Source organism: Humibacillus sp. DSM 29435 (assembly GCF_001758225.1).
Lineage (GTDB): Bacteria > Actinomycetota > Actinomycetes > Actinomycetales > Dermatophilaceae > DSM-29435.
This window is the reverse complement of sequence record NZ_MAST01000026.1, coordinates 1-24,688: the sequence shown is the minus strand read 5'-3', so window position 1 is coordinate 24,688 and position 24,688 is coordinate 1. Positions and strand designations below refer to the sequence as shown.

Sequence of the window (24,688 nt, the reverse complement as noted above, 5' to 3'; positions counted from 1 at the left end):
GGCCGGCTCCCGTGCGGGAGCCGGCCTCACGGCATCCGTGCTGGTCTGTCGCTCAGGCGTTGCTGGTGACCGTCTCGTCGGTGGGCTCGGCAGCGACTGCGTCGTCGGTGTCAGCAGCGACTGCGTCGTCGGTGGACTCCGCGACCTCGCCCTCGATCACGATGTCGTCAACCGCTTCGACCTCGTCGTCCTCGGTGCCGGGGACGGTCTCGTTCAGGTCGATGACGTTGCCGGCGGTGTCTTTGACCGACACCTTCTCGAGCACGCTGGCGAGCGCCTTGCGGCGGGCGACCTCGGCCACCATGGCGGGGATCTGTCCGTCCTGGTCGAGCTGCTGGGCGAACTGGTTCGGGTCCATGCCGTACTGCTGCGAGCTCATCACCAGGAACTCGATGAGCTCCTGCTGGGCGACCTGCACCTCGGTGGCCTCGGCGATCGCGTCGAGCACGAGCTGGGTCTTCAGGCCCTTGCGGGTGCTCTCGTCGACCTCGGCGCGGTGCTCGTCGTCGTCGAGACGGTTCTCACCCTCCAGGTGGCTGGTGACCTCGGCGGTGACGACACCCTCGGGAATCGGCACGTCGACCTTCTCGAGGATGGCCTCGAGCAGCTGGTCGCGGGCCGAGACTCCCTGCGCGAACCTGGCGTCGATCTCGACCTTGCCCTCGAGGTCGGCCTGCAGCTCCTCGAGGGTGTCGAACTCGGACGCCAGCTGGGCGAAGTCGTCGTCGAGCTCGGGCAGCTCGCGCTCCTTGACCGCGGTGACCGTGACGGTGCACTCGGCGTCGGCGCCCTCACGGTCGCCGCCGGCGAGCGGGGCGGTGAAGGTCTTGGTCTCGTCGGCGGTCATGCCGATGAGTGCCTCGTCGAGGCCCTCCAGCATGTTCTTGCTGCCGACCTCGTAGGAGACGCCGGTGACGGAGTCGATCTCGTCGTCGCCGATCGTGGCTGAGAGGTCGAGCGTCACGAAGTCGCCGTCGACGGCGGCGCGCTCGACCCCGACGAGGGTGCCGAAGCGGGCACGAAGGGCGTCGAGACGCTCCTGAACTGCGGCTTGGTCAACGGTGACCTCGTCGACGATGAGCTCGATGTCGTCGAAGTCGGGCAGCACGATGTCGGGCCGGCGGTCGACCTCGGCGACGAAGGTCAGGCCCTCGCCGTCGGTGGCGGGCACCTGCAGGTCGGTGATCTCGGGCTGGCCCATGGGGCGAACCTCGTTCTCGGCCAGGGCCTGGCCGTAGAACTCCGGCAGCGCGCTGTTCACGGCCTCCTCGAGCACGGCGGCCCGGCCGACGCGCTGCTCGATGATGCGGGCCGGCACCTTGCCCTTGCGGAACCCGGGCACCTGGATCTGCGCGCCGATGTTCTTGATGGCCGCGTCGAGGCTCGGCTTCAGCTCTTCGAACGGGACCTCGACGGTCATCTTGACCCGGGTCGGGCTGAGGGTCTCGAGCGCACTCTTCACTGCGGGTACTCCAAGGGATCGGCGGGATGGGCCGGCGGAAACACCAACCGACAGGCCATGCTAACGGGCGCAGGCCGGATGGCTAAATGCGCCATCTATGCTCGGTCACCATGAGCCCGGCTGCCGCGACCCTGCGACCCATCCAGCTGGTCTGTGTCGCGGTCGGGATGGGCGCCCTGATGATCACCGTCGTGCGCGTCTTCGTCGACCCCTCGGCGCCGATGCCGTCGGTGCTCGCCATCGCCGTCGTGCTCGTGGCTCTGCTCGGGGGGGCCCTGCTCATCACGTACGCGGGCTACAGCGTTCCGGCGCTGCCGCTCGGCCTGCCACGCGAGAACGCCGAGACGACGTCTCTGCGCTTCTTCACCTCGACCACGGTGCTTCGCACCGCCCTCGCCGAGGCGCCGGTGCTCATCGCCTTCGCCGTGTCGTTCGCCTTCACCCCGCACACGTGGCTGCCGCTCGCCATCGCCCTGCCCGGAGCCCTGGCCCTGTTCTGGCTGCACGCCTGGCCCTCACCGCGCACTGCGGCAGCGACCGAGCGGGGCCTGGAGGCCGACGGCGCGAAGAGCTACCTCAGCGAGGCGCTCGGTTTCCGTCAGGGCTGAGCGGCATCCCGGATGCCGCTGGCCGGGTCAGCGGTCGGCAGGGTCAGCGGTCGGCAGGGTCAGCGGTCGGCAGGGTCAGCGACGGTGGTGCCGCCGGCGCGCCAGTACTGCCCCTCGGCCCGGTCGAGGAAACCCTCCTCGACCAGGTAGCGACGCAGCGCGGCCACATCGGGGTGAAAGGCCCGCAGCCGGTTGTTGACCTCGGTCTCGGGGTATCTCTCACCGAGCTCGAACTCCTGGGACAGCAGGTCGAGCACGACGAGCCGCTTGCGGATCTTCGTCGGGATGCTCTTGAGGGAACCGTCGGGCGCGACGAAGGCGCGCAGCACCGCGTCGCGGTCACTCAGGGCGTGCTGCAGGTCTGGCCGGTCCATGCTTCAACGCTACGTCGCGCCCGGTGGCGCCGTCATGCCGTTTTCTCAGCGGCCTCTGCTCAGCGGCCCTCTGCTCAGCGGCCTTCTGGTCACGGCGCCCGATGTCGTCGTGGGTGCGGGTGACGGTTCGTGTCAGCACCGACGACAGGCTGCGGTCGTCGCACCGCACCCAGATCGTGACGAGCTCGACGAGCGTCACCAGGGCGAGCGCGACCGGCCCCAGATGATGATCGGCAGCCAGCGCAGCACGAACCGCACCACCACCGACCACCGTGACGCCGACCTGCAGCACGTCGGCGAGGATCTGCAGCGAGGTGCCCTTCTCACCGCGCACCGCCGCGAAGAGCGTCAGGACCACGCTGGAACCGGCCCCCATCAGCACGACCAGGCTGACGTCGACGAAGGCCGCGGCCAAACGCCGACGGCCGGTCGGTGGCTTGAGGTCGACCCGGGCCGGCGGCGGCACGAAGGGCCAGGCTCGCCGGGCTCCCGCGCCGATGCACCAGCCGATCACGGCGCCCAGCGTGTTGGTCAGCAGGTCGTCGACGTCGGCGAGCCGGTACGGGCAGGGGTACAGACCGAAGATCCCGGTGCCCTGGGTGGTCTCGATCAGCAGCGAGACCACCCAGCCCTGCCACCAGCGCAGACCCGACGCCGCGGCGGGCGGCGTAGGCCACCAGAAACCCGAGTGGCACGAAGAACAGCACGTTGAACACCACCTGCAGGAAGGTGGCGCTGGTGAGAGTTGAGCTCAGCCCTACCGCCTCGTACTTCGTCAGCACCTCGTCGAGGGAGTGGAGCGGGATCAGCTGCCAGTAGTCGACGACGGCGCCCGGACGGCAGTACCGGTCGATGTTGGACGGCAGGGAAACGTGGTGAAGGCCACCAGCGCGCCGCCGTACAGCGCCGTGGCCGCCACCAGCAGGGTGGGCAGCGGGGCCGCGTACCGAAACCGTCGGTAGACCACCGCCAGCAACGGCCCTGCCAGCACGAGCGAGAGGAACGCGAAAAGCAGTACCGACGCGAAGCCCTCGATGAGCCAGGTCGTCATGCGGCTGCACCCTGCAGAACTGTGGAGCGGGCGACGAGAATCGAACTCGCGTGATCAGTTTGGAAGACTGAGGCTCTACCATTGAGCTACGCCCGCAGGAACCGGGTCATCGACCCGAGGTTCGGTGGCACAGACTACTGCCCGCTCACCGGCATCCGGAAATCGCGTGGCGACGGGCACCGGCTACGGTGTGGCGTGTACGGGGCATGGCGCAGCTTGGTAGCGCGTCCGCTTTGGGAGCGGAAGGCCGCAGGTTCGAATCCTGTTGCCCCGACGGTGTGGTGGCGGTCTCGACCTGTGACGCTGGTGGGTTCAGCTGGTGAGGTCGAGCCGCAGCTCGGTGATGGTTCGACCAGCGGCGCGGCCCTTGGCCTCGAAGCCCACGGTCGGCCGCCACGACGGCCGCGCCGAGTCGTGGGCCTCGAACCGAGGGTGGGCGCCGACCTGCTCGAGCACGTGCCGGGCGTAGAAGTCCTGGTCGGTGGCGACCAGCACGTGCCCTCCGGGTCTCAGCACCTCAGCGAGGAGGTCGAGGTTGGCCGGGCTGACGAAGCGCCGCTTGGTGTGCTTCTGCTTGCGCCACGGGTCGGGAAAGAACAGGTGCACGGCGTCGAACGTTGCTGGCGCCACTCGCGCCTCGAGGAAGACGACGGCGTCACCGATCTCGATCCGCAGGTTCGGCAGCCCCCGGTCGGCGGCCTCGGCCAGCATCCGGGCCAGCCCGGGAGTGTGCACGTCCATGGCCACGAGGTCATGGTCAGGATGCTCTTCGGCGTAGGCCAGCGCGGCCGCCCCGTGTCCACACCCGATCTCGAGCACGAGCGGGGCGTCGCGCTCGAACACCGTTCGGGGCTCGAAGGGCCCCGCGGGCAGGGCTCGCCCCGGTGCCAGCTGCTCCAGCCGGCTACGGGTGAGGTCGGAGAACCGCCCTCGGCGCACGAAGCTTCGCACCCGCGAGGGAACGACGCCCACCGGCAGGTCTGGCACGCCCGAGTGTTGGCTCACGGCCCGAATGCTAGCCAGCCGCGGGTGCCGACGGGCACCCGGCGTCGCGGCGACCCGCAGCCCAAGCCGGGGGACTACCGTTGCCGCCACGGGGTTCGTCCGAGGTCCCCGACGACGAAAGGAAGCCCCGATGGGCGTCTTCGACAACATCAAGGACAAGGTCACCGAGCTCGTCGACCAGCACGGTGACAAGGCCGGCGAAGGCATCGACAAGGCCGGTGACCTCGTCGACGAGAAGACCGGCGGCAAGTACGCCGACAAGGTCGACATGGGCCAGCAGAAGGTCAAGGACGGACTCGACGGACTCGACGGCAAGAACGACGACATCTCCTGACGCACCAGGCCTCTGCGCCACCGCGGGGGGGAGGCGACCGGCGAGGTTGCCTCCCCCCGCTCGGCTTGGGCTCAGCGGCGCCAGATGGTGATGACGGCCCGGTCGTCGCCGTGTCCGGCCATGGCTTGGTCACACAGCCGGCGAGCGAGTCCGTCGAAGCCCTTGGTCACGAACGACTCCGCGCTGCCCAGCATCCGGTCGATGCCCTCGATGAGAGACTTGTCGCGCGACTCGATCACGCCGTCGCTGTAGAGCACAAGGGCATCGCCACGGCGCAATGTTCCTGACTCGCGCGGGTAGTCGGCGTGCTCGATGACGCCGAGCAACGGCCCCCGTCCCCCGGCGAGCATGCGCCAGCGCCCGGAGCCGGCCGAGAACTGGGCTGCGGCCGGATGCCCGGCGTAGCCGATCGTGAAGGCCCCGGTGTCGAGGTGGATCGCGACGTGCACCGCGGTGGCGAAGCCCTCCGGCCAACGCAGTCGCAGCAGGTGGTTGTTCGCCGAGCGAAGAAAGCCGCCCTCGCTCATCTCGCCGAGCAGGCCGCCCAGAGCCCCCGAGAGCAGCAGCGAACGGGTGCCCGCCTGCCGGCCCTTGCCCGAGACGTCGACGAGCGCGATCTCGAGCATCGAGCCGTCGGTCGAGCGGCTGGCCACGATGAAGTCACCGGCGAACCCGTCGCCGTAGGCCGACTCGAGCGCAACCTCAGCGGCCCACGACGGGGGCAGCTCGGGCAGCTCGCCCTGGGCGCGCAGGCGGTCACGCATGTCGACCAGCATCGACTCTCCGCTGACCCCGACCACCCCGAGCTGGGCCCGAGCGTGCGCCAGCCAGAGCATCAGGCCCATGGTGGCGGCGATCGCCACCTCACCGCCGATGACGATCGGGCGCGTGGGGCCGAGCCGAACGCCCACCGCGGCGATCACGGCAGCGACACCGAGGTAGACGACCATGAGCAGTCGCGGCTCGAGGAAGAGGCCGGCAGCGACGACGATGAACCCGAAAACCGACCACGGGATGTCGCTCGGCCACACGAAGATCGCCCAGCCGGTGAGCATGCCCCCGGCCAGGAAGCAGACGACCAGCAGCCACGGTGACCGCTCGACCACGGGGGTGCGCAGACGAAGCTGGCGCAACGGCTTCGTCACGGCATGGGCTCTGGCTCTGACGGTCGCCTGGGCGGCCACGTACGTTCCTTCCCGGGATCGCTCGCGCCGGGGACGTACGGCCAGGATCCACGGTGCTCAGGGGGCGGTGCTCTCCGGGGGGGACGGGAGCTGTCGGGATGCCTCGTAGGCCGTCACCATACCGAGGCGGCGGGCGTGGCGTGGCTCATCGGAGAAATCGGTGGCGACGAAGACGTCGACGATCTCCTGGGCCAGGGCGACCGCGGTGAACCGCGCGCCGAGAGAGACGATCTGCGCGTCGTTGTGCTGGCGAGCCAGGCGCGCCAGCTCGGGGTCGTAGGCCAACGCAGCCCGGATGCCGGTCACCTTGTTCGCGGCCATCTGCTCACCGTTGCCCGACCCGCCGAGCACGACGCCGAGCGAGCCTGGGTCGGCGGCCACGGCCTCGGCCGCGCGCAGCACGAAGACCGGGTAGTCATCTTGGTCGTCGTACTCGAACGGCCCGTGGTCGATGACGTCGTGACCCCCCTGCTGCAGGTGCTCGACGAGCGCGTGATGCAGCTCGAAGGCTGCGTGGTCACCGCCGATGTGGATGCGCATGTCGGTCCTCTCGGTCGATCCGGGGTCAGGAGAAGTCGGGGCCCTTTGTGCGGGTGCGCTTCAGCTCGTAGAAGCCGGGAGTGCCCGCGACGAGCACGCAGCCGTCGAAGAGGTCGAGGGCGGCCTGGCCCTTCGGGGCGGGGGTCACGACCGGTCCGAAGAAGGCCACCCCGTCGACCGAGATCACCGGCGTGCCCACCTCGTCACCCACGAGGCTGATGCCGCGCTCGTGGCTGGCGCGCAGCAACGTGTCGTAGTCGTCGACGTGCGCCGCCTCGGCCAGCTCGGCCGGGAGGCCCACCTCATCGAGCCCCTCCTTGATGACGAGGTCCAGGTCAGGGTTCTCGCCGAGGTGGATCCGCGTGCCGAACGCGTCGTAGAGCTTCTTGACGACCTCGTCGCCGTGCTGCTCCCGGGCCGCGATGATGACCCGCACGGGGCCCCAGGCACGGTCCATCATGTCGCGGTAGTCGGCGTCGAGCTCGCGACCCTCGTTGAGCACCGCCAGGCTCATCACCGACCAGGTCACGGCGATGTCGCGTTGGCGCTCGACCTCCATAAGCCACCGCGAGGTCATCCACGCCCATGGGCACAACGGGTCGAACCACAGCTCCACGGACGTCTGCTCATCAGCCATGTCGTCATCATGACACTGCGACCGCATAGGCGTTGACGGCGGTGCCCGGGTCGGGTCGGAGATGGCGGTCCGGGAGGAGGTCCGTGCGAGGATGTTGAGCGCGATGACGCCGATCCCAGCTCGGTCGCGCCGCTGCCGACCACCACGACCGCCATCGAGAGGACCCTCTGTGCCCGGCAAGAACCTGACCCGTGACGAAGCCGCCGCCCGCGCCCACATCCTGCGCGTCGACGACTATGACGTGCGCCTCGACCTCACGACGGGTCCGACCACGTTCGAGACCGTCACCACGGTGCGGTTCGCCTGCTCCGAGCCCGGCGCCGACAGCTTCATCGACCTCATCGCCGCGTCGGTCGAGTCGATCACCCTCAACGGCAAGGCGGTCGATCCGGCATCCGCCTTCGCCGACTCACGCATCGCGTTGGTCGGGCTGGCGGCCGAGAACGAGCTCACGGTGCAGGCCACCGGAAGCTACACGAACACCGGCGAGGGGCTGCACCGCTTCGTCGACCCCGTCGACAACGAGGTCTACCTCTACACCCAGTTCGAGGTGCCTGACTCCCGGCGGGTCTACAGCGTCTTCGAGCAGCCCGACCTCAAGGCCAGCTTCCGGTTCACGGTGACGGCTCCCGCGCACTGGAAGGTGATCTCGAACTCCCCCACGCCCGAGCCCGTGCCGGCCGGCGTCGCCGAGGGCGTCGAGCGCGCGACGTGGGGCTTCTCGCCGACGAGACGCATCTCCTCCTACATCACCGCGCTCATCGCAGGGCCCTACGACGAGGTGCGCGACGAGGTGGAGACCAGAGCCGGCACCGTGCCGCTCGGAGTGTTCTGCCGCCGGTCGCTCACCCAGTACCTCGACGCCGACAACATCTTCGACGCCACCAAGAAGGGCTTTGCCTTCTTCGAGCGGGAGTTCGACCAGCCCTACCCGTTCGAGAAGTACGACCAGATCTTCACGCCGGAGTACAACATGGGCGCGATGGAGAACGCCGGCGCGGTGACCTTCGTGGAGGTCTACGTCTTCCGCTCGAAGGTCTCCGAGGCCAAGGTCGAGCGCCGCGCCCTGACCATCCTGCACGAGCTCGCGCACATGTGGTTCGGCAACCTGGTGACGATGAAGTGGTGGGACGACCTCTGGCTCAACGAGTCGTTCGCCGAGTGGGCCTCGACGACCTGCCAGGCCGAGGCGACACAGTGGTCGAGCGCCTGGACCACGTTCGGCACGTCCGAGAAGGCCTGGGCCTACGCGCAGGACCAGCTCAGCTCGACCCACCCGATCGCGGCCGACATGCGCCACCTCGAGGATGTCGAGGTGAACTTCGACGGAATCACCTACGCCAAGGGCGCGTCGGTGCTCAAGCAGCTCGTCGCCTACGTCGGTCGTGAACCCTTCGTGGCCGCCCTTCGCGAGTACTTCCGCAAGCACGCTTGGGGGAACACGACGCTTGCCGACCTGCTCGGCGAGCTCGAGACGGCATCCGGTCGCGAGCTGACCGAGTGGAGCCGGCTCTGGCTCGAGACTGCGGGCGTCAACACGCTGCGGCCGGTCTTCGAGGTCGACGCCGACGGCCGGTACACCTCGTTCGCGATCAGCCAGACGGCGAGCGACGTACATCCCACCCTGCGCCCGCATCGACTGGGCATCGGGCGGTACGCCGCTCGGCCGGGCGAGCACGGCGACGGGCTCGAGCGGGTGGGCTACGACGAGGTCGACATCGCCGGTGAGCGCACCGAGATCGCGGCACTCGTCGGGATGGCCCAGCCCGACCTGCTGCTCGTCAACGACGACGACCTCGCCTACGCCAAGATCCGCCTCGACGAGCGGTCGCTCGCGACCGCCCTGCGCCTGCCGCGGGGCTTCACCGACTCCCTCCCCCGCTCCCTCGTGCTCGGGGCCACGTGGGACATGACCCGCGACGCCGAGATGTCGGCTCGTGACTTCGTGCGCTTCGTGCTCGAGACCCTGCCGGGCGAGAACGACTCCACGATGCTGGGGGTGCTTATCGGGCAGCTCTCGACAGCGGCCCGTCTCTACACCGCACCGGCCCACCGCGACGAGACGGCCGCGCTGCTGACCTCCTCGTTGCATGACCTGGCCCTGGCGGCCGAACCAGGCAGCGACGCTCAGTTCCAGCTCGTGCAGGCGTGGGCTGACGGCACCTCCGATCCCAGCGCCGAAGCACCCCTGCGGGCACTGCTCTCCGGAGACGACGTGCTGCCCGGTCTCGAGATCGACACCGAGCTGCGGTGGACCCTGGTCAAGGCGCTCGCAGCCATCGGCGCGGCTGACGACACACAGATCGAGGCCGAGCTCGGTCGTGACCGCACCTCGACCGGCAAGGAGCGTGCCCACGAGGCCCTGGCCGCTCGCCCGACGGCCGAGGCCAAGGCCCAGGCCTGGGCGGAGGCGGTCGAGGCGAACGTGCTCTCGAACCAGATGGTCGAGGCGGTCAGCGCCGGGTTCCGACGCAGCTGCGACCTGTCGCTGCTCGAGCCCTACATCGAGAGGTACCACGCCGTGGCGGTCGAAGCCTGGGCGAGCCGGAGTGCCGCGATCGGCGAGCGCGTCGTCGGCGGCTTCTACCCGTTCTCGCTGGCCAGCGCCGAGCTGAAGGAGGCCTCCGACGCCTGGCTGGCCGCTCACCCCTACGCCGCGCCCGGCCTCGTGCGAACCGTGGCCGAGAACCGCGACACGATCTCGCGTGCCCTGCGGGCGCAGGCCCGCGACGCGCAGGGCTGAGGGAGGATGCCGGCGGCACACACGGCGATCCCTGCGGTGGCGGCGATCCCGACGCTGACCATGGACAGCTTCGTCAGCTGGCTGGTCGGCGCCCCGGTCTCCATCCTCATCGTCCTCGTCGTCTCGGTGGGCGCCCGGTGGGCGCTGCACCGGGGGATTCGGCGCGTCGTGCAGGCCACGACCAGCCGGCACGCCACGCGGCTGGCCGGGCTGCCCGGGGCCGGCCGGGCTCTGGCGGCGGCGGGGATGGCGAGCGAGCGGCACACCCAACGCGCCCAGACGATGGGCGCGCTGCTGCGCAGCATCACCACGTTCGTCGTGTTCGGGGTGGCGGGCCTGACGATCTTGTCGATCGTCGGCATCCCCCTCGGCCCGATGCTCGCCTCGGCGGGAGTCGGTGGCGTGGCCTTGGCCTTCGGGGCGCAGAGCCTCGTCAAGGACTTCCTCTCCGGGGTCTTCATGATCGTGGAGGACCAGTACGGCGTGGGCGATGTCATCGACACCGGCGAGGTGGTCGGCACCGTCGAGAACGTCTCGCTGCGCGTAACGCAGCTGCGCGACGCCCAGGGCGTCGCCTGGTATGTGCGCAACGGTGAGGTCGTGCGTATCGGCAACAGGTCTCAGGGCTGGTCGACCGCCCTGCTCGACGTGGCGATCGCCTACGACGAGAACGTCGACGGCGCCATGGACATCATCCGGGGCGTGGTCACCGCGATGGACGCCGACGAGCCGTGGTCCGAGCGGCTGCTCGAGGTGCCGGAGGTGGTCGGGGTCGAGTCGGTCGCCAACGGCGCAACAACCATCCGGGTCGTGGCGAAGACCGTGGCGCAGCAGCACTTCGGCGTGCAACGGGAGATGCGCGAGCGCATCAAGCTCGCCCTCGACGCGGCCGGGGTGCGCACACCTCCGGTGATACCGCCCTTCGGACCCGGCCCGGCGAAGTGAGGCCGGGCCGCTCTGGGAGACTGGCCCGGTGACCTACTACGACGACTTCGGTGGCCACGCAGCCTTCAGCAAGCTCGTTCACGAGTTCTATCGTGGCGTGGCCGACGACGAGGTGCTTCGCGGGCTCTACCCCGAAGCCGACCTCGGCCCTGCCGAGGAGCGTCTGCGGATGTTCCTCGAGCAGTACTGGGGCGGCCCGACGACCTACTCCGACCAGCGTGGTCATCCCCGCCTGCGCATGCGACACGTGCCGTACGCCGTCACGCCCGACATGCGCGACCGTTGGCTGCTGCACATGTTGAACGCCGTCGACACCCTGGCTCTCTCGCCCGACGACGACGAGCGGCTTCGCGACTACCTCACTCGAGCGGCTTACTCGCTGGTGAACACACCCGGGCCTGACGGCGCCGTCTGAGCTCGCGGCGTCTCAGGGTTCACAGCAACCCACAGGCTGGGAATGCCGTTGCGGACAGGTGCGCTGGGCATGGTCGGGGGTGTCAGGACTCGAGCCCAGCAGGGGCCGGGCCACAGCTGTGAGGAAACCCCCACCATGTCGATGACTGCGAAGAAGAAGGCCGTGAGCATGGCGGCCGCGACCGCCGCCGCCGCCGCGATCGGGTTCGGTGTCTCGGGCGTCGCCCAGGCCGACACGACCACCCCGACCCCGACGTCCACCTCGACCCAGAGCTCGGGGGATGCCGCCTCAAGCTCGTCTCGCGCCGGTCACGGCCCGGGCGGTCGACACGGGGGCGGGCCGGGGCGCGGGCTCGACCTGGGCTCGCTCGCGACCACGCTCGGCGTCGACCAGACCAAGCTTCAGACAGCGCTGACCACGGTGCGCGAGGAGATGAAGCCGGCCGACGGCATCAGGCCCGACGGCATCAAGCCCGACGGGGCCGCCAAGCCCGACCGGAGCGTCCGCGACAACGAGCTCGCCACCAAGCTGGCGAGCAAGCTGGGCATCGACAGCGCCAAGGTGAAGGCGGCGTTCACCGAGCTGCGAACGGCAGCGGAGGCCCATCGCACCAAGGCGTTCGACGACCGCCTCGCTCAGGCCGTCAAGGACAGCAAGCTCACCCAGGCCGAGGCGGACGCCGTCAAGAAGGCGGCCAAGGCCGGCGTGATCGGGATGGGTGGCGACCGAGGGCAACGCTGACGACGCTCTCGTCCCGACGAGGCCCGCCCGCGCGCTCACTGCGTGGGCGGGCCGGCTGCGACCCGGCGGCGCACCATCTCGAGGCCGTCAGGGCCCCGGGGCACATCCCACCAGCTCTCGACCCACCAGGTGGCGCCCGCCTGCGCCCACGCGTGGTGCCCCACCGGCTCGAGAGAGGTGAAGCCCCTGTCGGCGAGGATCGACTTTGGGACACGACCAGGTGAGAAAGGGAGACTCTGGGACACGTTCCGCGATGGAGGCTGAGACGAAGGCTCAGAACTAAGCCCGTCGGGCGGTAGAACCGGGGGTCGCTCGCCTCGGCTCAATTTACTCACATGCCGATGTGCGGACGTGGGCCGAGAATCCGTCGTTGGGGACACGGCGGTAGATGCCCTCGACTGTGTTTTGATCAGGGCTGAAGCCCCAACGTCGCGAAGGAGGGTCTTGCTCGTCCATGGCCTCGAAACCATTAGATCCTGACGAGGTTCTTCAGCGCGCCATCGACAAGGTCGGCAAAGTTGACGACCACCTCAAGGGGTCGCTGCCAGGTCACTGGTTGTTGGTCCTCGAGAGCGAACTGGACGATCGCAAGACCATCTCAGTGTTCAAGTCAGGTGATCAGAAGCCGTGGGACTCGCTGGGTCTCTTACGGTTCGCGACCCTCCACGAGGAACTTCGCGCCGTTGGCCCTGGCGAAGCCGCGGACGATTGAGACGCCAACCCCCGCACACCTCGCGAGACCGACTCTGCCTCTAGTCCGACGCTGGCGGGAAGTGCTGACTACGACGTCACAGCGCAGGTCGACGACTCGAATTGCCGGTAAGACTGCACGGTGTCCACGTCCTTACCTGTGGCTTGCACGTACGTTTGGGTGAGCACCTGCCCAGGCTTCAATCTGGAGAGACGTTCGAGCGTGAACTCCACCGCTGCCGTAGACCAGGTGTTGTCGCGGGTCCAGCCGTATACGACGTAGCGCACGCCGGGGCGCAACGCCTCTACAGCGCCAACGCGGGACCACGACTGCGACGGCTCGGCCGTGCTCAGACTGGCTTTCATCGCGTTACCGGGTGTGATCGGTGAAATCGCGTTCCAATCCGCCACTGGAACCGAGGAGTCTTCCCCTTTCGGGTCGGTCGTGAGTCGGTCACGGTAGATCGTCGCTCCGTCGATGTGGTCGTTGCACAGCGTGAACACGACCATCGGTCGAGCCTGAGCATCGACGCTGATGCCCGTAGCCCCGGCGCCGGCGACGGTCTCGCATCCGGCCGAGGTCGTCACTGTCGTGACCATCACGAGGCTTGCTGCACCTGCAACTCGCCAGCGTGTCCGCCTCAGCGGATCAAGGGATCTCACGCGCCCAACGTTGCACAGAACCACTTGCCGCAGACCGGCCGTGATCGAATCGCAACACCCGGTTGTGCGTCGCGAACAGTCGTGTCAGGTGGCGAAAGTATGGCCGACGTTTCCTGCTCGTGTGTCACGGCGGCCCGTACTTCTCCCACAGTTGGTCACGCACGGACCCTTCCACCGGCTTGGCGTCGAACAGGCCGTGCGTGTCCTCATACTTGCCCTCTTCCAAGTCGGCGACGAAGTACCACTCAGGGCCGTAGTCGTCCTCGGGCATGTCTTGTCGGCCGTCGAGCCAACAGACCTTGGACCACATGCACTCACGGGGTTTGCGCCCGAACGGCCAAGACCGAAAGTACGTCACATTCGTGACGAGGTACGCCTCCAGGCTCCCCGAACGACGCAGTTCCCAGACCGCATCACGGAACGGGTCCAACCGTGGGTCGCGAGGCAAAGCCTCTTCGGGTGGCATGGGACCTTGTCTAACAGCACGGAACCAAAGTCCTCAACTGCCGCGTTGAGGACGGCTACGCTCGTCCGACTCTGCCGCAATCCGCGCGGTCGTGCCGATACATAGGTGATCGAATCCGCCGAGGCGCGGGATCTCACGCAGCTCCCAAGGGTAAGTTTCGCGTGTTACCGAACGTGCCTAATTGTCCCTCAAGGCGTGAGCCGCCGCCGTTCGCCCGGCCTCTTCATAACTATTGCGTGCTGGTCATGAACGTGAGTGCGGCTTGGACGGCATGCTGACGGCTCGGGCCGTCCCAGCCGGCGCCGTCAAGGGCCACCCACGCGACTCTGCGCTGGCCGGTGAACAGGATGTAGCGCGCTGGGACGGTACTTCCCTGTTCGGAAGGCGCGGTGCCCGCTAAGGCAGGGTGCCCGGCGATCGTGGTGGGTTTGGCGTGCGCGCAGTGCTGAAACGCGCGTTGAAGGTAGGGGATCAGGCCCCGCGGGTCGCCCGCGGCGATGTCGTACTGGCGGTACTCGAGGAAACGCGCCCCAGGTGCGAAAATATCGGGGTCTGGGGCGGCGTCGGCGGGGAAGGCCTGCAGCTCCTGACGCACTTCCCGGGTTGTTCCGCTCGCCGTGACGAAGGTGTTCCAGTCCAGTCCGGACCAAGGGATGCCCTGATCGCACCACGTGTCTTCAGGCAGATCCCCGGGACAACTCGAGAGATCGCCACCGTCGGGGCCCAGCCGCGTCACGTCGGCTTGAGCAGCGCCTCCGCTGACGAAGTTGGTGAACACCTGCTGCGGTCGCAGCGAATGCTCCAAGTCATCGTCGATCTTGTGGGTCGTACATCGAGCGGCAGCAGCGATCGCTGTCATCGTCGGGCCCGTGGAGAGCGTCGCGGACGTGTCGGTGATGAGCTGCGGTTGAGGTTGCGCTGGGGTTGTGGTGCAACCTAACAACACGCACGAGCCGGCGAACATCATCACGGCCGCAGCACACCTCAAGGTGTGGGCCCGCCGGCCGAGAGCAGTCATGCGGGGCAGCATGTCAGATCGGCGGATAGCGAGCCGACGACAGCGCAGCGACACGGGTGTCGAATCAGATCCCCACGCGTAGACCAGCGGGTTCATGGCGGTGCGGCTCGTCCGCGACTGGAGGCCAGGCGGCGCTAGGGACAAGACCGGGCCCGGTCCCAGGAGTCCGATCATCAACGTGAAATGTTTACCGATCATGCCGCGTGGAGGGCGGCACGTCCAGCCACTCCGGTAGGAGCAGAGGCCGCCGTTTGGACGCCCGTCGAGCCTGCGGAGTCCTTCTGGCCCTCGGTGGGTGTGGATGGTTCACTTCACTGTGAACATCAGCGACCTGACCGACATGGTCCCTGGCCTCATGGCCAAGCACCCATCTCATGGGTGGACCATGGCGTCAGGACAGCCAGACACGAGGGATCCAATCCTCGACATCTACCCCCTTGCGGCGAGCGATCGAAAAGCGCAGGTTCAGATTGGACTGGAGATCTTTTTCTTGGATTTTGCTGGGCACCGCACCGCCGACTTCGCCTACACGGATCGCGATCGCGTCGAAGTCTTAGAGCAACGGCTCGAACTGGCCGCCCGAGCAACGCTGGGTCCGACCCGCGTCACTCTCTACAGAGTCGATGGGCAGATCGTCAGGTCCACCATGGTCATCGACCCGGACGGGCCTGACCGTGAAGAAGACACCATCATGACAACGACGGGACATTTCGTCGCCCGCCTGCTGCGCCGTCAGGTGTTGCCAGAGGTCCTTGATTTCCCCGCTGTGACTGCCTGACCTGATCACATCGCGCGTCGCGAATCCTTGGGGAGACCGACTCGAAACCGACTACGGGCCTGTGGTCGACAGTGGATGGCCTCCAGCCCCGGGCGAACCGGACGCAGGACATCACGACGTACGCACATGCCGCAGTGCGAGTGATCGGTCATGCCGATGAAAGGTCTATCGCTGCGCGGCAGCCTGTACTGAGTAGGGCCCATATCGACGCATCGAGGGACGTGCCTTCCAAGGCCAAGGCACGTGAATGCGTCCCACCCCCATCGGTCCGTCATCCAGCAAGATGCGCCCGAAGGCGTCCTCACGACGAAAGCCGCTCTCCTCGACGCGCCCCTCGAACACAGCTCGCGCTATGTCAGCGGCCTGGGCAAGGTCCTCAGCGGACTCAACAGGGAAGACCTCGAACCAGATGTTCCCTACCACGAAGTTGAGCAGGTCGTCGCCGTCAAAGGCGACGCTGAGCATGGCGGCTGAGGGGTTCCTGGGCATGACCTCTACGAACCACATGCCTGCGGCTTCGCTCCATGTATGCGTAAGTGTCGCAGCACCCGACGGCAGGCGCTCGAATACTTCGGTAACGATGCGAAGGAGCCCTCGGTCCATGTCCGAGGGTCGGGGGCTGGCAATCTCCATGGGGGCATCATTGTGTATCCGTTGCAGCAAGGAGCAAGGTCCAGTCGCAATGATCTGACGCGGACACCGCGATTCGCCGACTAGTCCCGATGGGCAGTCTGAGCGCAAACATCGGACAGACCGAAGCGCAGATGCCACGCTCGCCTCGTGATCAAGGTTCTCATCGAGTTGACGCTGACTGGTGCGTTCGGCGCGGCCTGTTACTGGTTGGGCCGGACCCGCAGCATGAAGAAGGTCCTGACCTGGCTGCGCGCAAACGAACCGGGAGCATTCAAGCGCCTGAGCGCCGACATCATGGGTGAACCTTCACCGCTGACGCCGCCCCCCAGACGGGTCGCCGGTCAGCGACGCCGGCGGGCACAGAGCTGACGGCAGCGCCAACGTCCGATCATGCCGCGGATAGTGCATTGGCGCGGGTCACGGAGTTCTGTCGAGATCCCTTGCGAGTGACGGGGCCGTTCGTTGCGTCCAGGACCGGAGCGAGTCAGTGAGTGGCCGAACTCAGGTAGTAGTCAATCGAGTCTTCAGAGTCGGCGCGGCTTCGAACAAGCTGGTATCCAAGTGACCGAACGATGTGAGCCGACACAAGGTTCGAGGGTTGGATCGTGGCCCAGAGGTGCTCATGTCCTGCCTCGTGCACCAGATGAGTAACCTCGGCAGCGGCCTCCCGAGCGAGGCCTTGGCCCCGGTAGGCAAAGTTGATCTCGTACCCGATCTCGGGTTCGGCTCCGCAACGGGTTCCAACGAAGACGCCGCAGTTGCCGACGAACGTCCGGTCGGCAGTCCACAGCCCGTACCAGGCCAACCCTTGGGTCGCGTAGCGCATCTGCCGCCGCGCGAGCCATTGAGCGGTGGACTCCCGGTTGGAAACCGGCCCGTCGCCGATCGTGTGCCCCGCACTGGAGAACAGCGCGTGCACACTGTCGAGGTCGCCGGGTCCCAAGAGCCGAAGGACCAGACGCTGTGTCTGCAACGTCTCGGGCATGGCCACGCCCGAATCCTAGGTCCAGAAGGCCGTCAATCAGGTTGGTGATTGGACGACGAGCCGGGCTATGGCGGCGTCGAGCAGTGACACATCGGCGAGATCCGTCCCGTCCCACCACCGGATCGCATCGATTTCGTCGTTCGGTACGAACGCACCCCGAGCAGAGAGCGCGGCGGTGTAGACCGCCGCGTACTCGACCCGTTGGTCAGGCATGAGGCGGAAAGTTACGACGCCGACGTACTGCGCCTGCGGGCACGGTTGACCTGTCTCCTCCACGAACTCGCGCACAGCGGCCGCGTGCGGAGTTTCTCCTGGGTCGATCATGCCGCCTGGCAGTTCCCACTCCTGGCGCCATTTGTTGAAGACCAGCAGGGTGTCGCCCTGGTGTCGGGCGACCACGAGAGAGAGCGGTAGTGGGATACGCGTGTCCAGCTGCTCGAGGTCAGCCTCTTGCCCGGCCTGGAACACCAACAGCTCGTTGCCTTTGCGGTCGATTTCGAGGGGGGATGTCATGTCACCACGGTGTCACGTCGCTCCGACCAAGGACACGATTCAGCTTCTGAGCCAGCCACCCCACGACCAGACCGGACATCAACTGGTCGACGACCATGGAGCTTTGTCGAATGTCCCCATCTCATGGGTTCTGACCGGGTCTCTGGAAGGCTTGGTTCCGGTAGCGGCCGGCGGGTCAGCACCCGTGAACTCACCGGCTTTCCAGTGGTAAAACCCCAAACATCGTCGTGCTCGCGGTACCAGTCGTGGCTTCCGCAGTTACGGCGTCCCTTCGCCGCACCACCCATGTCGATCAAGAACCACGGCCACGCACGCCTCATCCGTGTCCGCCACCGGTACGGGTACACGCGGTCAGCTGTCGCCGACCGACGCGGGCGCTGGCAAGACGATGACGCATCCCATTGCGGCCGCGGGTCTGCGGTTCTGCCGGGCGCACGGTTGCCTCGCCCGCGCGGCCCAGGCAGACTGCCGGCGTGGATATCACTTGGCCCCTATCTGACGGCCGGGTCAGCATCCGTCCCTTCGGCGATGGAGACGCTGCAGCGTTCCTGGAGTATTGGCAACTGCCCGAGTGCCAGGAGTACACCTCCCACACCGTGGCCACGCTCGAAGAGGCCCGGGCCTTCCTGTCCGAGCGGACCGCACGAACCGACGTGGTCATGGGCGCACTAACGATCGATGGTCAGGTGGTCGGAGACATCGGCGGGCGCCGCTACCGGCCGGAGACCCTTGGGCCCGACCCGCACGGCTGGGACTTCTACCTCGGCTACACAGTGCGACCGGACAGGTGGGGCCAGGGCATCGCCAGCTCCGCCGTCGCTCTCCTCACACCGGCCCTGCACCACGACGGGGGCATCCGCCGGGTGGTCGCGAAGGCGTTCTCCCGTAACCAGGCATCCATCCGAGTCCTTCTCAAGAACGGCTTCGAGCTTGAGGGAACCGAGCGCGCTGCCGTCCTCGGTAGAGATGGCACCTGGCTCGATGACTGCACCCTGGCTCATCTGGACCCACGCTTCGCAGTCAGCCACTAACCGGATCATGCCGCCGACAGTGACTCCGATCCAGCCAGTGGGTGCTCGGGTGCGTCGGAGCGTTCGGTCCATGGACGCCATGATTGATCCGTGCATGAGCCTCGTCGCGATCCCATCCAAGAACCGAAGGTCGCCCTCCGGTCGATGACGCTCGAGGACGCCGACGTCATCGCTGGCTGGGCTGCAGACGAAGATTTCTGCCGAGCCGCTGAGTGGAGCCTCGGCCTCTCCCGCGAGGAGCACCGCCAGTTCCAGGCACGTCTTATCTGCTCACCCCCGTCAGACCTCGTCCGGCTGGGGGCTGTTCTTGAGGGCCAACTCGTCGGCTACCTCGCCCTACACGGTGACGAGCCACACCGCCGCGAGCTCGGCTTCCTCATCGGACCCCGCACCCTCTGGGGCCGCGGACTCGGGCGCGCGACCGCCCGCGCCGGGCTGAGACGCGGATTCGAGGAGATGCACCTTGACGAGATCTGGGCCGAGGCCCTCGACGCGAACCACGCTTCGATCCGCATCCTGCAGCGCCTCGGCCTACGCGAGACAAGACCCGGCGAACCCGGAAACTACCGGGACCAGCCGACCTACTACCGCCAGTTCGTCATCACGGCGAGGCCTGACGAACCGCCCAACACGCCGAGGCCTCAATGGTGCGGACATCGTCGTGAGGCGTTTACCGCTCATGCCGCGGAGAGGACAGTTACCTCCGGGTCGAGCCGCTCCGAAAGGCGACAGTGCCGCTGAGCAGTCCTCACGGCAGCCGCGATGTTCGGGGCTCAAACGGAATGATTTCGTTCACTTATGTCGGGTCGCTGCACCCCGGTGCTCACGGACGCGCCTCGCTCTCGCGTGCCTGGCCCGACAAACCCTCGGAGCGCGCGCCAGCAATTGAAGGCCACCCCTGCGGTCATGAAGATGGTGAGCGCCAGTGAGGGCAGGTCCGCACCGTTCTCGGCCGTGCCGATCCATCGGTCGAGGGACCACCATCCGAAGATCACGGCCAGCGAGCCGAACGACCATGCGTCATTGCTGCGGCGTCGCGGATCAACACCATGCTTCCCCTTCAGGCTCATGGCCACAGGATAGAGGTCTGCCGCCCGCTCACTACCTGACAGGTTCACCGAATCTGCCGCTCTGAGGACGGCTACGCCCGATGCCGCGGACGGGACGTCCGATCCTGCCGCTGCTAAATCGCGCGCCGATGAGGGGACGCTACGAACGGGCGGATTCGAAGAGGTAGCTCCGCCCTTGGTCACGGCCTTGCAGCCCCTCGACAGACGTGAACCGTGCAAGTTCTCTCGCTGCCGCCTGCAGTGACCCTGGTTGATGAGGCAGTTGGACAATGACGCCCTCGAAGTCCAGCCATGCTTCGACCGCGAACTCGGGAATTCCGAGGTCGTCGATGTCACCCGAAACAAGCGCGCGTGCCAGGATCCGTCCGCCCTCCTGGTCCAGAACCGAGAGCTCGACGCCGTCAAAGCGATGGTGCTCGAAGTAGTACACGCTTGACTCGACAGGTTCACCGAAGGTGGCACATGAGATGTTGGCTCTGGCCAGTCCGCGCCACGATGCGAGTCCGGGAAGCGGCGCCCAGTCCACAGTCAATCCCGGCGTCACGTTCCCGTAGTCCCTTTCGATGTCCGCGAAGTCGAAAGTGAAGGACCAGGTCAGTGCCGTCGTGGCGTCGGCACGCGGGTTGTCGAAGAGGAGGCCACTCCAACTGCCACCGATCGGGACGAGCTCTGACTGCGTCAAGTCATCGGCCATGAAAAGAGAATCGCACAAGGTCGAAGACAGCGAACGCACGCTTCTGCCGCGGATGGGACGTCCGATCTTGCCGCGATCGGTGAGGCCTGTCGTCAGAAGATCTCGGGGCACGTTGCGATGGGTGACCAGGACCAGGCGAGCGATGCGGCTGCGAGGGCGCCCGGAGTGTGCTCGTGGACGCGCCCAGCCAGGGCGAGATCTGCCAGGTGAGTTGCGCCGAGGTGGGCCGCGCCGAGGTCTGAGATGTCCAGCGACAGATCGGCGTCGCCACGGGTGGGCCTGGCAGCGGCTGGTTCCCCCGCCGCGTCGACGCTCACGCGCCACCGCCCAGCGTTGGCTGGCAGCACGGCGTCCGTGACCTCGAGAACCAGGTCGATGGGGGCCGCGAAGGCACGCTGTCCGAAAGCGCGAGGTAGGTCGACGAGTCGAACCCACAGGGCGTCGTCGATGGTGGCGTGTAGATGGCGCAGGTCGACAAGCAGGTGAACAAGCGGATCGGGTAGGGGCCTGTGAGCCGACACGGTCCGCATCAGGTCAAGGCCGAGCAGGTAGCGCCACAGCTGCGCATGCGTAGCCGGATCCACTGCGCTGATCTCCTGGACCTCCACCTCGCCCCCTGGTGACGCGCAGGACTGCCCCGGCCGGATGCGGTAGGCCACGTATCCGACCGGCCCCTCCGGACCCATGGCGACCACGACCTCCGGCTCCCCGTCCTCGAGGCGCATCAGGAAGTTCCAGCGGCTCTCCGAGCGCGCCAGCACACCCGGCCTCGAGCCAACAATCTCTTCGTGGACGGCAGCGAGGTGTGGCAACGCATCGGCCACGGACATCTGCCTCAACCGTGCGCACGATGCCGACGCGAGTGCGTCTGCACGGGGCGAGAACATCGCCCGAGCCAGGTCGAGCTCGATGCGCGAGCGCCATGTCGCGAGCCCGTACCCGAAGCGCTGATAGATGGCGGGGTCGGTGGTCCACAAGGCAGCAACAGCCTCTCCACCGTTCGCGAGCCCCTTCAACTGATGACGCATCATGGAAGACATCACCCCGCGCCTGCGGTGAGTGGGCTCGACACCCACCAGGTACACGCCGGCGACGGGCACCAGAGCCCCTCCCGGCATGGACATCGTCAGCGAGTAGGCACTGGTCGTCCCCACGATCTCGCCCGAGTCGGTGTCGAGGCTCACGAAGGTGCGGTCCACCTCGATGGCGCGATCGGCGAACACAGCGTCCGCGTCCTCGGTGCGCGCTCCCCACCCCATGGCACGCCAGAACACGTCCAAGGCGGGTCCACGATCCCCAGCGTCCATCGACCGCAGGACAAAGGACGACTCGGCACCTGTAGACACAAACCCTTCCTACCAGCCCCGTCCAGCGAAATACTGCCAGCCGGTCGCCGGCACACGAGAGACCTGACCAGCCCCGCGGTACCAGCAACACCCCTATCCGAATGCCGCAGACAGCGCGTCAATGAGAAGGCCAAGTGGGGCCGGCTTCGCCCCGTCCTGTTGGGTGCACTTCGGGTTGGCCCCTGTCCGGCCCCGGCCACGCGACTGCTTCCACTCATCACACGCCGATGGCCGCTGCAGCGGAGGCGTACCGCTGCGCTTCGCCCACGACGTCGACTCCCTCGACGCCAGAGGCCACGCACTCGGTGGTGGTCGCCATCCGGAACAGCAGGGCGCGGGCGACCGCAGCGACAGACACGTCGACGCGATCCAGCAGAGATGGGCGCGCACCATGCCACGCCAGGGCGTCCGCGACAACAATGCCGTCCGCGTACTCGGGCGGACGCCAATAGGGCGAGATGTCGATGACCGCCGGGACCATGCCCGGAGCGAACAGGACGTTCCCCGTCAGATCCCCATGGACGATCTGCGGGGCACTGAGTGGCTCGAGGACGTCCTGCAGGCGTCGGGCGATACCGGCGAACTCGTCGTAGAACTGGATCGGTCGTTCGCCCCAGGCGGCTCGGTCCGCCCGCGCCCACCAGTCGTGTCGCGCGTCGAGGCAGTCCGGTCGGCGCAGGTGCACGACCGCCCGATGAAACGCTCTCCCGGCCTTGATGATCTCTACCCAGGTCGAGGTCGCCGAGAAGTCCGGCTCGGTGCCCTCGACCCGGTGGGTGGCCGACCAACCCTCGAAAGACCACGAGCCGTCCTGGGTGCTCGCCGCCTTGGCGATGCGGACTTCGCCGGATGCGAACTCGGCCAGAGCCTGCGCCAGCCACTCGTACGTCTGGCTGGTCTCTGGCTTGAACACCAAGCCACCTGCACCCCACGAAGTGCCCTGGCCGCCAGGCACCGGGTGGGGTGGCCCGGTCACCGCGAACGCGCTCAGAACGGTCGCCGGAGGCGGGCCAGGGGACATGTCCACGCGTTTCCTTCCTCGGCCACCTGCAGAAGGCGGACCGTCCGCGAGAGAGCGGGCGTCTTGACGGCAACCTAGTCGCTGGGTTCCCGTTCAACGTCTGAGTCCACCGCAAGCGAAGAGACGTCCGCAATTGCCGCCGAGCGGTAGTTCCGAGAATTAGGCGTTGGGTTCTCGGTGGGGTGATCACTCGGCGCCTTTCGGTGGATCTGAGTGAAGGCCGACGAGTTCGTCGTTCGCGGCTTGCCAGCACTCCACCATCGAGCTGCCGCCGTGTCCGTCGCCTTCATGGATGATGAGTGAGGAGCCGGGCCAACCTCGGTGCAGCTGCCACGCGGTGTTCGCCGGGCTGGAGATGTCGCGACGGCCATGAATCAACGTGCCGGGGATGCCAGCGAGCCGATCAAGGCGAGCAAGGATCGGCGGGTTACAGAAGCCGTCGTTAGCCCAGTAGTGCGCCGTAAGGCGCATGAAAGCGTGGCGGAATGCATCGTCTTCCCAGCGCGGGTCTCGCTGGTAGCCCCCGGCGCCGATCGCGACGTGAGCGTCCTCCCATAAGGCCCACTCGTGAGATGCGGCGGCGCGGACACGGGCGTCGGGCGACTCCATCAGTCGTCCGTAGGCCTCGACCAGGCGACCGTGGCCTCGTGTGTACCCAATGCCGGCCTGCTCCGCGTGGGAGGCGAAGCGGTCCCAGGCCTCAGGGAACACCGTTGCGACCCCTTCGGTGATCCAGTCGACCTCGGCGCGACTCGTGGTGGTCACAGCGAATAGGACGATGCCCAGGACCCGGTCGGGGTGCTCAGTTGCGTAGGCCAGGGTCAGGGTGGATCCCCACGAGACACCGTTGAGGATCCATGCGTTGATGCCCAGGTGCTCGCGCAGGGCCTCCATGTCCGCGACCAGGTGAGGCGTGTCGTTGGCCGTCAGCGACACGGCCGGGTCGCTGACATGCGGGCTCGAGCGTCCGCAGCCGCGTTGCTCGAACCCGATAACGCGCGTGCGGTCCAGGTCGAATCGGCTCCGGTAAGCGCTCGTGCGCAGCGTTCCGCCAGGGCCGCCATGAACGTAGAGGGCTGGGACGCCGTCCGGCGTGCCCCACTCCTCCCAGTACATGACCTCTTGATCACCGACATCGAGGAGCCCATCCTGGACCGGGTGTCCCTGCACACGCATGGATCAATAAGACCAGACCGAGCCCCGGCCACCAGCAAGAGGACGTCCGGCTCTGCCGCGTAGAGGACGGCTACGCTCGTCCGACTCTGCCGCGTAGAGGACGGCTACGCTCGTCCGACTCTGCCGCGTAGAGGACGGATACGCTCGTCCGATCATGCCGCACTTCGGACGTTCTGAGTGAAGGTGTGTCAGGCTGCGCCCGTGCCAAGCGACGTAGTGGTCCTCCGTGCCGATGACCAGCGGGGCCAGTCGCTCGCCGACGATGGCTGGACGGTGACGGCGCGGTCCTGGGCGGCCCAACTCGACGTGACGGGCGAGAACATCGAGACGTGGGAGACATACCTGGCCCTCTTTGGCCCGACGGACACCCATCGAGCACTAAACGAAGTTGATGGTCCCGCAGTCCTGGCCTTGGATGCAGCGACGACCGGTGACTACCCGGGAAGCGTGGCGACAGCCCACGCATCACTCACGGCCGCTAGTGCGGTGCCGACCGCGAAACGTTGGGGGTTCGGTGTCTTCGACGCTGACGAGCAGTTGGTGGCGATGACTTTCATCGAGGTGG

The 24,688-nt window shown here is 67.4% G+C and carries 30 protein-coding genes, 2 tRNA genes and 1 pseudogene; 14 read left to right on the top strand and 19 right to left on the bottom strand.

Going from position 1 to position 24,688, the window contains the following annotated elements; all coding sequences use genetic code 11:
- Positions 1–52: 52 nt before the first annotated feature.
- Positions 53–1,462 (bottom strand): trigger factor, encoded by a 1,410-nt coding sequence (gene tig, locus BA895_RS15290; protein WP_070192760.1) that lies wholly within the window; start codon positions 1,460–1,462, stop codon positions 53–55.
- Positions 1,463–1,572: 110 nt separating this feature from the next.
- Between tig and BA895_RS15285 the strand changes: the two genes are divergently transcribed.
- Positions 1,573–2,070, top strand: a complete 498-nt coding sequence (locus tag BA895_RS15285) for a hypothetical protein (RefSeq protein WP_254666494.1) — start codon at positions 1,573–1,575, stop codon at positions 2,068–2,070.
- A gap of 59 nt (positions 2,071–2,129) precedes the next feature.
- On the opposite strand, the gene BA895_RS15280 is transcribed toward BA895_RS15285, so the two are convergent.
- The 4 genes from BA895_RS15280 to BA895_RS15265 all read right to left on the bottom strand — a co-directional run bounded on the left by BA895_RS15280 (position 2,130) and on the right by BA895_RS15265 (position 3,591).
- On the bottom strand, positions 2,130–2,444 hold the full coding sequence (locus BA895_RS15280; protein ID WP_070192758.1) for a DUF2087 domain-containing protein: 315 nt from the start codon (positions 2,442–2,444) through the stop codon (positions 2,130–2,132).
- A complete protein-coding gene (locus tag BA895_RS15275; RefSeq protein ID WP_070192757.1) occupies positions 2,410–3,069 on the bottom strand; it encodes a VanZ family protein in 660 nt (219 codons plus the stop codon). Before BA895_RS15275 ends, BA895_RS15280 begins: the two co-directional genes overlap by 35 nt.
- A gap of 180 nt (positions 3,070–3,249) precedes the next feature.
- On the bottom strand, positions 3,250–3,495 hold the full coding sequence (locus BA895_RS23995; RefSeq protein WP_070192756.1) for a hypothetical protein: 246 nt from the start codon (positions 3,493–3,495) through the stop codon (positions 3,250–3,252).
- 22 nt (positions 3,496–3,517) lie between these two features.
- Positions 3,518–3,591: transfer RNA gene (locus BA895_RS15265), tRNA-Gly, on the bottom strand.
- 104 nt (positions 3,592–3,695) lie between these two features.
- On the opposite strand from BA895_RS15265, the gene BA895_RS15260 reads away from it, so the two are divergent.
- A tRNA-Pro gene (locus BA895_RS15260) sits at positions 3,696–3,769 on the top strand.
- Positions 3,770–3,807: 38 nt separating this feature from the next.
- Here the strand turns inward: BA895_RS15260 and trmB are convergent.
- The gene (gene trmB, locus BA895_RS15255) at positions 3,808–4,500 is read right to left on the bottom strand and encodes a tRNA (guanosine(46)-N7)-methyltransferase TrmB (protein WP_254666493.1); all 693 of its coding nucleotides are present in this window, start codon (positions 4,498–4,500) and stop codon (positions 3,808–3,810) included.
- 130 nt (positions 4,501–4,630) lie between these two features.
- On the opposite strand from trmB, the gene BA895_RS15250 reads away from it, so the two are divergent.
- On the top strand, positions 4,631–4,834 hold the full coding sequence (locus tag BA895_RS15250) for an antitoxin (RefSeq protein WP_070192755.1): 204 nt from the start codon (positions 4,631–4,633) through the stop codon (positions 4,832–4,834).
- 71 nt (positions 4,835–4,905) lie between these two features.
- On the opposite strand, the gene BA895_RS15245 is transcribed toward BA895_RS15250, so the two are convergent.
- Genes BA895_RS15245 through BA895_RS15235 form a run of 3 tightly spaced genes read right to left on the bottom strand, consistent with a single transcriptional unit; the run spans position 4,906 to position 7,195 of the window.
- Positions 4,906–6,018 (bottom strand): PP2C family protein-serine/threonine phosphatase, encoded by a 1,113-nt coding sequence (locus BA895_RS15245; RefSeq protein WP_070192754.1) that lies wholly within the window; start codon positions 6,016–6,018, stop codon positions 4,906–4,908.
- Positions 6,019–6,075: 57 nt separating this feature from the next.
- Positions 6,076–6,558, bottom strand: coding sequence for a ribose-5-phosphate isomerase (locus BA895_RS15240; protein WP_070192753.1), 483 nt, complete (start codon positions 6,556–6,558; stop codon positions 6,076–6,078).
- Between the two features lie 25 nt (positions 6,559–6,583).
- The gene (locus BA895_RS15235) at positions 6,584–7,195 is read right to left on the bottom strand and encodes a DsbA family protein (RefSeq protein WP_070192776.1); all 612 of its coding nucleotides are present in this window, start codon (positions 7,193–7,195) and stop codon (positions 6,584–6,586) included.
- A gap of 169 nt (positions 7,196–7,364) precedes the next feature.
- Between BA895_RS15235 and pepN the strand changes: the two genes are divergently transcribed.
- The 5 genes from pepN to BA895_RS15210 all read left to right on the top strand — a co-directional run bounded on the left by pepN (position 7,365) and on the right by BA895_RS15210 (position 12,751).
- Complete coding sequence (gene pepN / locus BA895_RS15230) at positions 7,365–9,938, top strand: aminopeptidase N (protein ID WP_070192752.1); 2,574 nt, start codon at positions 7,365–7,367, stop codon at positions 9,936–9,938.
- Between the two features lie 6 nt (positions 9,939–9,944).
- Positions 9,945–10,883, top strand: coding sequence for a mechanosensitive ion channel family protein (locus tag BA895_RS15225; protein ID WP_083283413.1), 939 nt, complete (start codon positions 9,945–9,947; stop codon positions 10,881–10,883).
- A gap of 28 nt (positions 10,884–10,911) precedes the next feature.
- Positions 10,912–11,298 (top strand): globin, encoded by a 387-nt coding sequence (locus BA895_RS15220; protein WP_070192751.1) that lies wholly within the window; start codon positions 10,912–10,914, stop codon positions 11,296–11,298.
- Positions 11,299–11,433: 135 nt separating this feature from the next.
- A complete protein-coding gene (locus BA895_RS15215; RefSeq protein ID WP_371327721.1) occupies positions 11,434–12,039 on the top strand; it encodes a hypothetical protein in 606 nt (201 codons plus the stop codon).
- 454 nt (positions 12,040–12,493) lie between these two features.
- Positions 12,494–12,751 carry a hypothetical protein gene (locus tag BA895_RS15210; protein WP_070192750.1) on the top strand — a complete coding sequence of 86 codons (258 nt, stop codon included), beginning with the start codon at positions 12,494–12,496 and terminating at the stop codon, positions 12,749–12,751.
- Positions 12,752–12,819: 68 nt separating this feature from the next.
- On the opposite strand, the gene BA895_RS15205 is transcribed toward BA895_RS15210, so the two are convergent.
- From BA895_RS15205 to BA895_RS15200, 3 genes are all read right to left on the bottom strand, one after another.
- Positions 12,820–13,317, bottom strand: a complete 498-nt coding sequence (locus BA895_RS15205; protein ID WP_139142695.1) for a hypothetical protein — start codon at positions 13,315–13,317, stop codon at positions 12,820–12,822.
- A gap of 199 nt (positions 13,318–13,516) precedes the next feature.
- Entirely contained in the window at positions 13,517–13,702 is a 186-nt protein-coding gene (locus BA895_RS23990; RefSeq protein ID WP_175442343.1) for a hypothetical protein, read from the bottom strand.
- A 385-nt stretch (positions 13,703–14,087) separates the two neighbouring features.
- Complete coding sequence (locus tag BA895_RS15200; protein WP_175442342.1) at positions 14,088–14,876, bottom strand: hypothetical protein; 789 nt, start codon at positions 14,874–14,876, stop codon at positions 14,088–14,090.
- Positions 14,877–15,192: 316 nt separating this feature from the next.
- On the opposite strand from BA895_RS15200, the gene BA895_RS15195 reads away from it, so the two are divergent.
- The 3 genes from BA895_RS15195 (at position 15,193) to BA895_RS15185 (ending at position 16,656) form a co-directional block, all read left to right on the top strand.
- The gene (locus BA895_RS15195) at positions 15,193–15,654 is read left to right on the top strand and encodes a hypothetical protein (RefSeq protein ID WP_139142692.1); all 462 of its coding nucleotides are present in this window, start codon (positions 15,193–15,195) and stop codon (positions 15,652–15,654) included.
- A gap of 243 nt (positions 15,655–15,897) precedes the next feature.
- On the top strand, positions 15,898–16,128 hold the full coding sequence (locus BA895_RS23605; RefSeq protein ID WP_139142691.1) for a hypothetical protein: 231 nt from the start codon (positions 15,898–15,900) through the stop codon (positions 16,126–16,128).
- Positions 16,129–16,434: 306 nt separating this feature from the next.
- The gene (locus BA895_RS15185; RefSeq protein ID WP_070192745.1) at positions 16,435–16,656 is read left to right on the top strand and encodes a hypothetical protein; all 222 of its coding nucleotides are present in this window, start codon (positions 16,435–16,437) and stop codon (positions 16,654–16,656) included.
- Positions 16,657–16,771: 115 nt separating this feature from the next.
- Here BA895_RS15185 and BA895_RS15180 read toward each other — a convergent pair whose 3' ends face one another.
- Entirely contained in the window at positions 16,772–17,272 is a 501-nt protein-coding gene (locus BA895_RS15180; RefSeq protein ID WP_254666498.1) for a GNAT family N-acetyltransferase, read from the bottom strand.
- 36 nt (positions 17,273–17,308) lie between these two features.
- Complete coding sequence (locus BA895_RS15175; protein ID WP_070192743.1) at positions 17,309–17,785, bottom strand: NUDIX hydrolase; 477 nt, start codon at positions 17,783–17,785, stop codon at positions 17,309–17,311.
- Between the two features lie 473 nt (positions 17,786–18,258).
- Here BA895_RS15175 and BA895_RS15170 point away from each other — a divergent pair, with 473 nt between their 5' ends.
- The gene (locus BA895_RS15170) at positions 18,259–18,816 is read left to right on the top strand and encodes a GNAT family N-acetyltransferase (RefSeq protein WP_175442341.1); all 558 of its coding nucleotides are present in this window, start codon (positions 18,259–18,261) and stop codon (positions 18,814–18,816) included.
- 90 nt (positions 18,817–18,906) lie between these two features.
- Positions 18,907–19,557, top strand: coding sequence for a GNAT family N-acetyltransferase (locus tag BA895_RS15165; protein ID WP_139142690.1), 651 nt, complete (start codon positions 18,907–18,909; stop codon positions 19,555–19,557).
- 32 nt (positions 19,558–19,589) lie between these two features.
- On the opposite strand, the gene BA895_RS23600 is transcribed toward BA895_RS15165, so the two are convergent.
- The 5 genes from BA895_RS23600 to BA895_RS15145 form a co-directional block, all read right to left on the bottom strand.
- Positions 19,590–19,886: a hypothetical protein gene (locus BA895_RS23600; RefSeq protein ID WP_139142689.1), complete on the bottom strand. Its 297-nt coding sequence runs from the start codon at positions 19,884–19,886 to the stop codon at positions 19,590–19,592.
- Between the two features lie 139 nt (positions 19,887–20,025).
- Positions 20,026–20,580, bottom strand: coding sequence for a hypothetical protein (locus BA895_RS15160; RefSeq protein ID WP_070192740.1), 555 nt, complete (start codon positions 20,578–20,580; stop codon positions 20,026–20,028).
- A 92-nt stretch (positions 20,581–20,672) separates the two neighbouring features.
- Positions 20,673–21,839, bottom strand: coding sequence for a GNAT family N-acetyltransferase (locus BA895_RS15155; RefSeq protein WP_256388453.1), 1,167 nt, complete (start codon positions 21,837–21,839; stop codon positions 20,673–20,675).
- A 304-nt stretch (positions 21,840–22,143) separates the two neighbouring features.
- Complete coding sequence (locus tag BA895_RS15150; protein ID WP_070192738.1) at positions 22,144–22,839, bottom strand: phosphotransferase; 696 nt, start codon at positions 22,837–22,839, stop codon at positions 22,144–22,146.
- Positions 22,840–23,133: 294 nt separating this feature from the next.
- A complete protein-coding gene (locus tag BA895_RS15145; protein WP_070192737.1) occupies positions 23,134–24,123 on the bottom strand; it encodes an alpha/beta fold hydrolase in 990 nt (329 codons plus the stop codon).
- A gap of 201 nt (positions 24,124–24,324) precedes the next feature.
- Between BA895_RS15145 and BA895_RS15140 the strand changes: the two are divergent.
- Positions 24,325–24,688 (top strand): annotated as a pseudogene (locus tag BA895_RS15140) (acetyltransferase); the annotation flags it as partial.

Bases quoted from the DNA above. Each gene is read 5' to 3' on its own strand.
- BA895_RS15155 (WP_256388453.1), bottom strand. From the start codon at position 21,839: ATGGGGTGGGGAGCGCGCACCGAGGACGCGGACGCTGTGTTCGCCGAT.
- BA895_RS23995 (WP_070192756.1), bottom strand. From the start codon at position 3,495: ATGACGACCTGGCTCATCGAGGGCTTCGCGTCGGTACTGCTTTTCGCG.
- BA895_RS15215 (WP_371327721.1), top strand. From the start codon at position 11,434: ATGTCGATGACTGCGAAGAAGAAGGCCGTGAGCATGGCGGCCGCGACC.
- BA895_RS15160 (WP_070192740.1), bottom strand. From the start codon at position 20,580: ATGGCCGATGACTTGACGCAGTCAGAGCTCGTCCCGATCGGTGGCAGT.
- BA895_RS15285 (WP_254666494.1), top strand. From the start codon at position 1,573: ATGAGCCCGGCTGCCGCGACCCTGCGACCCATCCAGCTGGTCTGTGTC.
- BA895_RS15240 (WP_070192753.1), bottom strand. From the start codon at position 6,558: ATGCGCATCCACATCGGCGGTGACCACGCAGCCTTCGAGCTGCATCAC.
- BA895_RS15210 (WP_070192750.1), top strand. From the start codon at position 12,494: ATGGCCTCGAAACCATTAGATCCTGACGAGGTTCTTCAGCGCGCCATC.
- BA895_RS15180 (WP_254666498.1), bottom strand. From the start codon at position 17,272: ATGCCCGAGACGTTGCAGACACAGCGTCTGGTCCTTCGGCTCTTGGGA.
- BA895_RS23600 (WP_139142689.1), bottom strand. From the start codon at position 19,886: ATGAGCCTGAAGGGGAAGCATGGTGTTGATCCGCGACGCCGCAGCAAT.
- BA895_RS15175 (WP_070192743.1), bottom strand. From the start codon at position 17,785: ATGACATCCCCCCTCGAAATCGACCGCAAAGGCAACGAGCTGTTGGTG.
- BA895_RS15200 (WP_175442342.1), bottom strand. From the start codon at position 14,876: ATGACTGCTCTCGGCCGGCGGGCCCACACCTTGAGGTGTGCTGCGGCC.
- BA895_RS15145 (WP_070192737.1), bottom strand. From the start codon at position 24,123: ATGCGTGTGCAGGGACACCCGGTCCAGGATGGGCTCCTCGATGTCGGT.
- BA895_RS15235 (WP_070192776.1), bottom strand. From the start codon at position 7,195: ATGGCTGATGAGCAGACGTCCGTGGAGCTGTGGTTCGACCCGTTGTGC.
- BA895_RS23990 (WP_175442343.1), bottom strand. From the start codon at position 13,702: ATGTGGTCCAAGGTCTGTTGGCTCGACGGCCGACAAGACATGCCCGAG.
- BA895_RS15250 (WP_070192755.1), top strand. From the start codon at position 4,631: ATGGGCGTCTTCGACAACATCAAGGACAAGGTCACCGAGCTCGTCGAC.
- BA895_RS15225 (WP_083283413.1), top strand. From the start codon at position 9,945: ATGCCGGCGGCACACACGGCGATCCCTGCGGTGGCGGCGATCCCGACG.
- BA895_RS15280 (WP_070192758.1), bottom strand. From the start codon at position 2,444: ATGGACCGGCCAGACCTGCAGCACGCCCTGAGTGACCGCGACGCGGTG.